Genomic DNA, 7184 nt, shown 5'->3' with positions numbered 1-7184 from the left:
GAAGGTGACGGATGAGGGGTCTCTCAGAACCGTCCGCAACAACCCATCCACGCCGCCGGCGGCGCCGGGAAACCCCTCATCCGACCTGCTCCGCAGGCCACCTTCTCCCGCAAGGGGAGAAGGATGAGGTCTCACTCTCAGGCCGGCGGCAGCAGGTCCTGCGTGGCCAGGAACTCGTGCAGGTTCCCGCCTTCGAACAGCACGCCCTTGATCCCCGCCCGGGTCGCCGCCTCGATGTCCGAGCCCTTGTCGCCGACCAGGAACGAGCGCTCCCGGTCGATGGGCCATTCGGACAGCGCCTGCAGGATCATCCCCGGGTTCGGCTTGCGCCCCGGCGGGTCGGGATGGCGGTACCGCGCCAGTGGCGCCTCGGGATGATGCGGACAGAAGTAGATGGCGTCCACCCGCGCCCCCGCCTGCGCCAGGTCGGCGTTCATCCGCGCATGCAGCGCCTGCATGTCGTCTTCGGTGTAGTAGCCGCGGCCGATGCCCGACTGGTTGGTCACCACCACCACGATCCAGCCGGCGCGGTTGAACGCGGCGATCGCCTCGCGGGCGCCCGGGACCCAGGTGAAGTCCTCCCAGCGATGCACATAGCCGCGGTCCTCGTTCAGCACGCCGTCGCGGTCGAGGAACAGCGCCGGCCGCTGCTGGGGATCCGGTAAGGACTGGGACACGGCCGGCCTTATAGCCGAACCGCGGCCTGGCTCGATTTCATTTTGCCTGAAAGCCGCAATAGGCTGCGCCGCGCCTTTCCGCGGAGCTCCCCTTGGCCGAACCGACCGCCGTCCTGACGCTGAAGGACCTCAGGGTCGCTTTCGACACCCACGACGGCGTGGTCGAGGCGGTTCGCGGCGTCTCGCTGGAGATCCGGGCCGGCGAGACCCTGGGCGTGGTCGGCGAAAGCGGCTCGGGCAAGAGCCAGACCTTCATGGCGGTCATGGGCCTCCTGGCCCGCAACGGCCGGGCGACAGGCTCGGCGACGCTGCACGGCCAGGAGCTGCTGGGCCTGAAGCCCCGCGCGCTGAACCGGGTCCGCGGCTCGAAGATGACCATGATCTTCCAGGACCCGCTGACGGCGCTCACGCCCCACGTCCGCATCGGCGACCAGATCGCCGAACCGCTGCGCCTGCACCTGGGCCTCTCGGATGCCGACGCCAGGCGCCGCGCCCGCGAATGGCTCGACCGGGTGCGCATCCCCGACGCCGCCCGGCGCCTGCGCCAGTACCCACACGAGCTTTCGGGCGGCATGCGCCAGCGGGTGATGATCGCCGCCGCCCTGGCGCCCGGGCCCGAGCTGCTGATCGCCGACGAGCCCACCACGGCGCTCGACGTCACGGTCCAGGCCGAAATCCTCGACCTGATGGCCGAGCTGCAGCGTGAGACCGGGACCGCGCTTGCCCTCATCACCCACGACATGGGCGTGATCGCCCGCCTGGCCGACCGGGTCTGCGTGATGAAGGACGGCGCCTATGTGGAGCAGGGCCCGGTCGCCGAGGTCTTCGAGCGGCCGCGCACCGACTACGCCCGCGCCCTCTTGGCCGCCGTGCCGCGCCTCGACCGTGAAGGCCGCGGCGGCCGACCCGTCACCGCGCCTGTGCCGCCCGACGCCCCGGTGGTGGTCGAGGGCCGTGACATGAAGGTCTGGTTCCCGGTCCGTCACGGCCTCTTCGGCAAGCCCCGCATGCTGCGGGCGGTGGACGGCGTCTCCTTCCAGGTGCGCCAGGGCGAGACGCTGGGCGTCGTGGGCGAAAGCGGCTCGGGCAAGTCGACGCTCGCCCGCGCCGTCCTCAACCTGATCCCCGCCACCGAGGGCGCCGTGGCGCTCCTGGGCCGCAACCTCTCGCCCGAGGACCGTGACGCCTGGCGCAAGGCCCGCGCCGAGCTGCAGATCGTCTTCCAGGACCCGCTGGCCAGCCTCGACCCCCGCATGACCGTTGGCGACTCCGTCGGCCAGCCGTTGCGCGTCTTCCGCCCGGGCCTCGACAGGGCCGCCCGGGAGGCCGAGGTCCGCGCCATGATGGCCAAGGTCGAGCTCGATCCGGCGCTCATCAACCGGTACCCGCACGAGCTGTCCGGCGGCCAGAACCAGCGGGTCGGCATCGCCCGGGCCATGATCCTGAAGCCCAAGCTCGTCATCTGCGACGAGGCGGTCTCGGCCCTGGACGTCTCGATCCGCGCCCAGATCATCGACCTCCTGATCCAGCTGCAGAAGGACATGGGCCTGGCCATGATCTTCATCAGCCACGACCTGGCCGTCGTGCGCGAGATCAGTCACCGGGTGCTGGTGCTCTACCTCGGCCGGGTCATGGAGCTTGCCGACCGCGACCGGATCTACAGCGCGCCGCAGCACCCCTACACCAAGGCCCTGCTGTCCGCCGCGCCGATCCCGGACCCCGCCGTCGAGCGGACCCGCCAGCGACTCAAGCTCCCGGGCGAGCCGCCCAGCCCGCTCGACCCCGCCGCCGCCTTCCGCTTCGCCCCGTCGCGGCTGCCGGTCGATCCCGGCGCTCCGATCCTTGGGCCCGAGCTGAAGGAAGTCGCCCCCGGACACTTGGTCGCCGAGTTTGATCCCTAGGCTCGGCTGCATTGCGGCCCCGCCGTCCCGTCGTTAGGTTGCGCGCCTTTCCGACAGACCGGCTTCCCCTATGACCCTGAGCTTCGACGACATCCTGGCGGCCAAAGAGCGGCTGCAGGGTCACATCGAGCGCACGCCGTGCCGCCACTCCCGGACGCTGTCCGAGATCACCGGCGCCGAGGTCTGGGTGAAGTTCGAGAACCTGCAGTTCACCGCCGCCTACAAGGAGCGCGGCGCGCTGAACAAGCTGCTGCTGCTGGACGAGCAGGTGCGCAAGCGCGGCGTGATCGCCGCCTCCGCCGGCAACCACAGCCAGGGCCTCAGCTACCACGCCGCCCGCCTGGGCATCCCCGTCACCATCGTCATGCCAAAGGGCACCCCCTTCGTGAAGGTGCAGCAGACCCGCGCCCACGGCGCCGAGGTGGTGATCGACGGCGAGGGCTACGACGAGGCCTCGGCCACGGCCCGCCGGCTGTGCGCCGAGCGCGACCTCACCTTCGTCCATCCCTTCGACGACCTCGACGTCATGGCGGGGCAGGGCACGGTGGCGCTCGAGATGCTGGAGGACGCGCCCGACCTTGAGGTCCTGCCGATCCCGATCGGCGGCGGCGGCCTGATCGCCGGCATGGCCACAGTCGCCAAGCACCTCAAGAAGGACATCGAGGTGGTGGGCCTGGAGCCCGCCATGTTCCCCTCGTTCACCGCCAAGATGCGCGGCGTGCGCACCGCCAAGAACGGCGCCGGCTCCACCATCGCCGAGGGTATCGCGGTGCGCGAGGTGGGCGACACCAGCTACGCCGTCGCCCGGCCGCTCATCGACGAGGTGCTGCTGATCGAGGAGCCCTACTTCGAGCGCGGCATCGCCCTCTACACCAATGTCGAGAAGACCGTGACCGAGGGCGCGGGCGCGGCCTCGCTGGCCGCGCTCCTGGCCTATCCCGAGCGCTTCCGCGGCCGGAAGTGCGGCCTGGTGATCACCGGCGGCAACATCGACACCCGCCTGCTAGCCTCGGTGCTCACCCGAGAGCTGGTCCGCGAAAGCCGCATCGTCTCCCTGCGCATCATCGGCGACGACCGCCCCGGCCTGCTCGCCAACGTCTCGGCCGTCATCGGCCAGATGGGCGCCAACATCATCGAGGTGGCCCACAACCGCCTCGCCCTGGACGTGCCGGCCAAGGGCGCGGAGTTCGACGTCATGATCGAGACCCGCGACGCCCAGCACACCCAGGAAGTCATGGATGCGCTCCGCGAGCGCGGCTACCCGCCCCGTGTGGTCTGACGGGCGTGGTCTAACCAGAGTGGTGTGAAGATGAAGCGTGCTCTGATCGTGATCGCGGCCGCCCTGGCGCTCGCCGCCTGCCAGCCGAAGGAGAAGGCTGCCGACCAGTCCGCCGCCTCCAAGGTCTTCATGGAGAAGACGGTCAAGGAGCCGGGCGTGCAGGTGCTGCCCTCGGGCGTCGCCTACAAGGTCGTCCGCTCCGGCCCCGCCACCGGCCTGAAGCCCACCCTCGCCGACGAGGTGAAGGTCCACTACGAGGGCAAGCTGGTGAACGGCCGGGTGTTCGACAGCTCTTACGAGCGCGGCGCGCCGGCGGCCATGCCGCTGAGGGGCCTGATCCCCGCCTGGCAGGAGGCGCTGGTGCAGATGCGCCCCGGCGACGAATGGATCCTCTACGTCCCGCCCGAGCAGGGCTATGGCGCGGAAGGCGCCGGCGGCGGTGAGATTCCGCCCAACGCCGCCCTGATCTTCCGCATCGAGCTCATCGACGTGCTTCCGGGCCCCGGCCGGGTGCTGCAGGGGTAGCTATTCCCCGCCCAAGGCCTAAGGCTCCGGTCATGACCGCAGACCTCTATCCCTCCGCCCGCGACCTGCTGGCCAAGCTGGTGGGCTTCGACACCACCTCGCGCGGCTCGAACCTCGCGCTGATCGAGTGGGTCGAGAGCTATCTCGACGGCCTGGGCGTGGCCCACCGCCGCGTGCCGAACGCCGACGGCACGAAGTCGAACCTGATCGCCACCATCGGCCCGTCGGACCCCGGCGGCGTCGTGCTCTCGGGCCATACCGACGTGGTGCCGGTCGACGGGCAGCCGTGGAGCACCGACCCCTGGACCGTGGTCGAGAGGGACGGCCGTCTCTACGGGCGCGGGACCTGCGACATGAAAGGCTTCCTGGCGCTCGCGCTCGCCGCCGCGCCCGAGCTTTCGCAGACGGCCCGCCGGCCCGTCCACCTGGCCTTCTCGTTCGACGAGGAGATCGGCTGCCTGGGCGCGCCCCTGATGATCGACGTCATCAAGCGCGAGCTGCCGCCGCCGGCCCTCGTGGTGGTGGGCGAGCCCACCGACATGGTCGCGGTGAACGGCCACAAGGGCATCGCCACCTTCAAGGTCACCGTCACCGGCCGCGAGTCCCACTCCAGCCAGACCCAGCAGGGTGTCTCGGCGGTGATGGCCGCCGCCCGGCTGATGAACTCGCTGACCGATCTCTCCGAGCGGCTGGAGCGCGAGGCCGATCCCGCCTCGCCGTTCACGCCCAAGGGCGCGACGCTGACCATCGGCATGGTCGAGGGCGGGACGGCCCACAACATCATCGCCCGCCACTGCGCCTTCGTCTTCGACCTGCGCTGCCCGCCGGGCCTCAGCGCCGAGGGCGTGCTGAAGGACTTCCGCGCCGAGGTCGCCGCCATGGACGCCGCGCTCAAGGCCCGCGCGCCCGAGGCCGGCGTGGTCCTGGAGAAGCGGACCGACGTCCCGCCCTTCGCGCCCGAGCCGGGCGGCACGGCCGAGGCCTTCGCCCGCCGCCTCGCCGGCGACAATGGTCCGCCGCGGGTGGTCGCCTTCGCAGCGGAAGCCGGCCAGTTCCAGCAGGCGGGATTCTCGACCGTGATCTGCGGCCCGGGATCCATCGCCCAGGCTCACCAGCCGGACGAATACGTCGAGGTCAGCCAGATGCAGCGCGGCGCCAGCTTCATGCGCCGGCTGATCGAGTGGGCCGAAGCGGCCTGATCACGGCGCGGCGGCCGGACAGGTCCCGCGGGTCCCAGGTCATGGCCCGGGCGATGCCGAGGATCGAGCGCCGCCGTGCGCGCTGCACGGTCCGGCGGCGCTTCAGCACCTCCCCCAGGCCCGCCAGCGCCGCCCGGTACGCCCTGAGCGTCACGCCCAGGTAGGGGCGGTTCGGCTTGCGCGTGGCGATATAGGCCGCCGTCAGCAGGTGGGCCGGCAGCACCAGCGGCAGCAGCAGGGCCGGCGTGTCCTTCACCAGCACCCAGAACCGGTTGCGATAGCCGTGGAAGAGGGCGAACTCCGACTTCGATCCGCCCGACGACGCCGAGCCCACGTGGCGGACGACCGCCGAGGGGACCAGCACCGTCGGCTCGCCGGCCAGCTGCAGCCGATAGCCCAGGTCCACGTCCTCGCAGTAGCAGAAGAAGCTCTCGTCGAAGCCGCCCAGCTCGAGGAACAGCGCCCGGTCGATCAGCATGGCCGCGCCACAGGGGCTGAACACCTGGCCCTCGGGCGTGTCGCCGGGATCGCGCTGCAGATAGCCGCCGCGGTAGGGGATGCAGGGCAGGCTCATGACGTCGCCCAGGCCGTCGAGGACCTCCGGGTCCTCGTCCATCACCTGGCGCGAGGTGAAGCTCTTCACGCCGGGCCACCGGGAGGACGCCGCCAGCAGCTGCTCCAGCCAGTCGGGCTGCGGGTAGGCGTCGGGGTTGAGCAGCGCCAGCCAGCGCCCGCGGCCCGCCCTTGCCGCCTGGTTGCAGGCGGCCGCGAAGCCCAGGTTCTCGGCGTTCTCGATCAGCCGCGCGCCCGGGACGATACCCGCCGCCGCCTGCGCTTCCCGATCTGGCGAGGCGTTGTCGACCAGCACGACCTCGAAGTCGCGGCAGGTCTGCGCCGCCAGCCGCTCCAGGCAGCGCGCCAGCGTGGCGCCGCTGCGATAGGCGACCACCGCCACCGTCACCGACGGGACTTGCGGCTTGTCTTCGTCTTTCCGCTGGGCCATGCGGGGCCTGTTCGAACTCCCTGACAGTGACATGACCGCGATTACGCCGCTCGCCCTGCCCGACGTCCTGCTTATCACGCCCAAGCGCTTCGGCGATGTGCGCGGCTGGTTCTCGGAAACCTGGAGCCGCAAGGCCATGGCCGCGGCGGGCGTCGAGACCGACTTCGTGCAGGACAACCAGGCCTTCAACGCCCGCAAGGGCACGCTGCGCGGCCTGCACTTCCAGAAGGCGCCGCACGCGCAGGGCAAGCTGGTGCGCGTGCTGCAGGGTGCGATCTTCGACGTGGCCGTCGATATCCGGCCGGGCTCGCCCACCCACGGCCAGTGGGTCGGCGCGACGCTGACCGCCGACGGCGGCGAACAGCTGTGGGTGCCCCGCGGCTTCGCCCACGGCTACGTCACGCTCACCGACGACACGATGCTGTTCTACAAGGTCGACGGCCTCTATGCGCCTGAGACCGAGGGCGGGCTGGCCTGGGACGATCCCGACCTGGGCATCGCCTGGCCGCTCGAGGGTGAGCCGGTTCTGTCCGACAAGGACAAGGTGCTGCCCCGCCTGAAGGACCTGGGGCCGGTCAGCTTCTAGGCCGCCAGCCACTC

General features: G+C 71.1%; 7 protein-coding genes. 5 read left to right on the top strand and 2 right to left on the bottom strand.

The genetic code is table 11. The features are described 5' to 3' along the window. Nucleotides 1-137 precede the first annotated feature (137 nt). The gene (locus RIF93_RS17095) at nucleotides 138-677 is read right to left on the bottom strand and encodes an HAD family hydrolase (protein ID WP_309092658.1); all 540 of its coding nucleotides are present in this window, start codon (nucleotides 675-677) and stop codon (nucleotides 138-140) included. Nucleotides 678-769: 92 nt separating this feature from the next. Between RIF93_RS17095 and RIF93_RS17090 the strand changes: the two genes are divergently transcribed. From RIF93_RS17090 to argE, 4 genes are all read left to right on the top strand, one after another. After that, complete coding sequence (locus RIF93_RS17090; protein ID WP_309092657.1) at nucleotides 770-2578, top strand: dipeptide ABC transporter ATP-binding protein; 1809 nt, start codon at nucleotides 770-772, stop codon at nucleotides 2576-2578. A 70-nt stretch (nucleotides 2579-2648) separates the two neighbouring features. Further along, nucleotides 2649-3857, top strand: a complete 1209-nt coding sequence (locus RIF93_RS17085) for a threonine ammonia-lyase (RefSeq protein WP_309092656.1) — start codon at nucleotides 2649-2651, stop codon at nucleotides 3855-3857. 30 nt (nucleotides 3858-3887) lie between these two features. Then, nucleotides 3888-4382, top strand: a complete 495-nt coding sequence (locus RIF93_RS17080; RefSeq protein ID WP_309092655.1) for an FKBP-type peptidyl-prolyl cis-trans isomerase — start codon at nucleotides 3888-3890, stop codon at nucleotides 4380-4382. A 32-nt stretch (nucleotides 4383-4414) separates the two neighbouring features. Further along, entirely contained in the window at nucleotides 4415-5581 is a 1167-nt protein-coding gene (gene argE / locus RIF93_RS17075) for an acetylornithine deacetylase (protein ID WP_309092654.1), read from the top strand. Here the strand turns inward: argE and RIF93_RS17070 are convergent. Next, on the bottom strand, nucleotides 5544-6584 hold the full coding sequence (locus RIF93_RS17070; RefSeq protein WP_309092653.1) for a glycosyltransferase family 2 protein: 1041 nt from the start codon (nucleotides 6582-6584) through the stop codon (nucleotides 5544-5546). The genes argE and RIF93_RS17070 overlap by 38 nt on opposite strands. Before the next feature lie 31 nt (nucleotides 6585-6615). Between RIF93_RS17070 and rfbC the strand changes: the two genes are divergently transcribed. Further along, nucleotides 6616-7170 carry a dTDP-4-dehydrorhamnose 3,5-epimerase gene (rfbC, locus tag RIF93_RS17065; protein WP_309092652.1) on the top strand — a complete coding sequence of 185 codons (555 nt, stop codon included), beginning with the start codon at nucleotides 6616-6618 and terminating at the stop codon, nucleotides 7168-7170. The last annotated feature ends 14 nt before the right edge of the window (nucleotides 7171-7184 follow it).

The sequence above is a fragment of the Phenylobacterium sp. genome (genome assembly GCF_031181185.1).
Classification (GTDB): domain Bacteria; phylum Pseudomonadota; class Alphaproteobacteria; order Caulobacterales; family Caulobacteraceae; genus Phenylobacterium.
The sequence above is the reverse complement of the archived record's forward strand: the minus strand, read 5'-3'. Positions and strand labels throughout refer to the sequence as shown.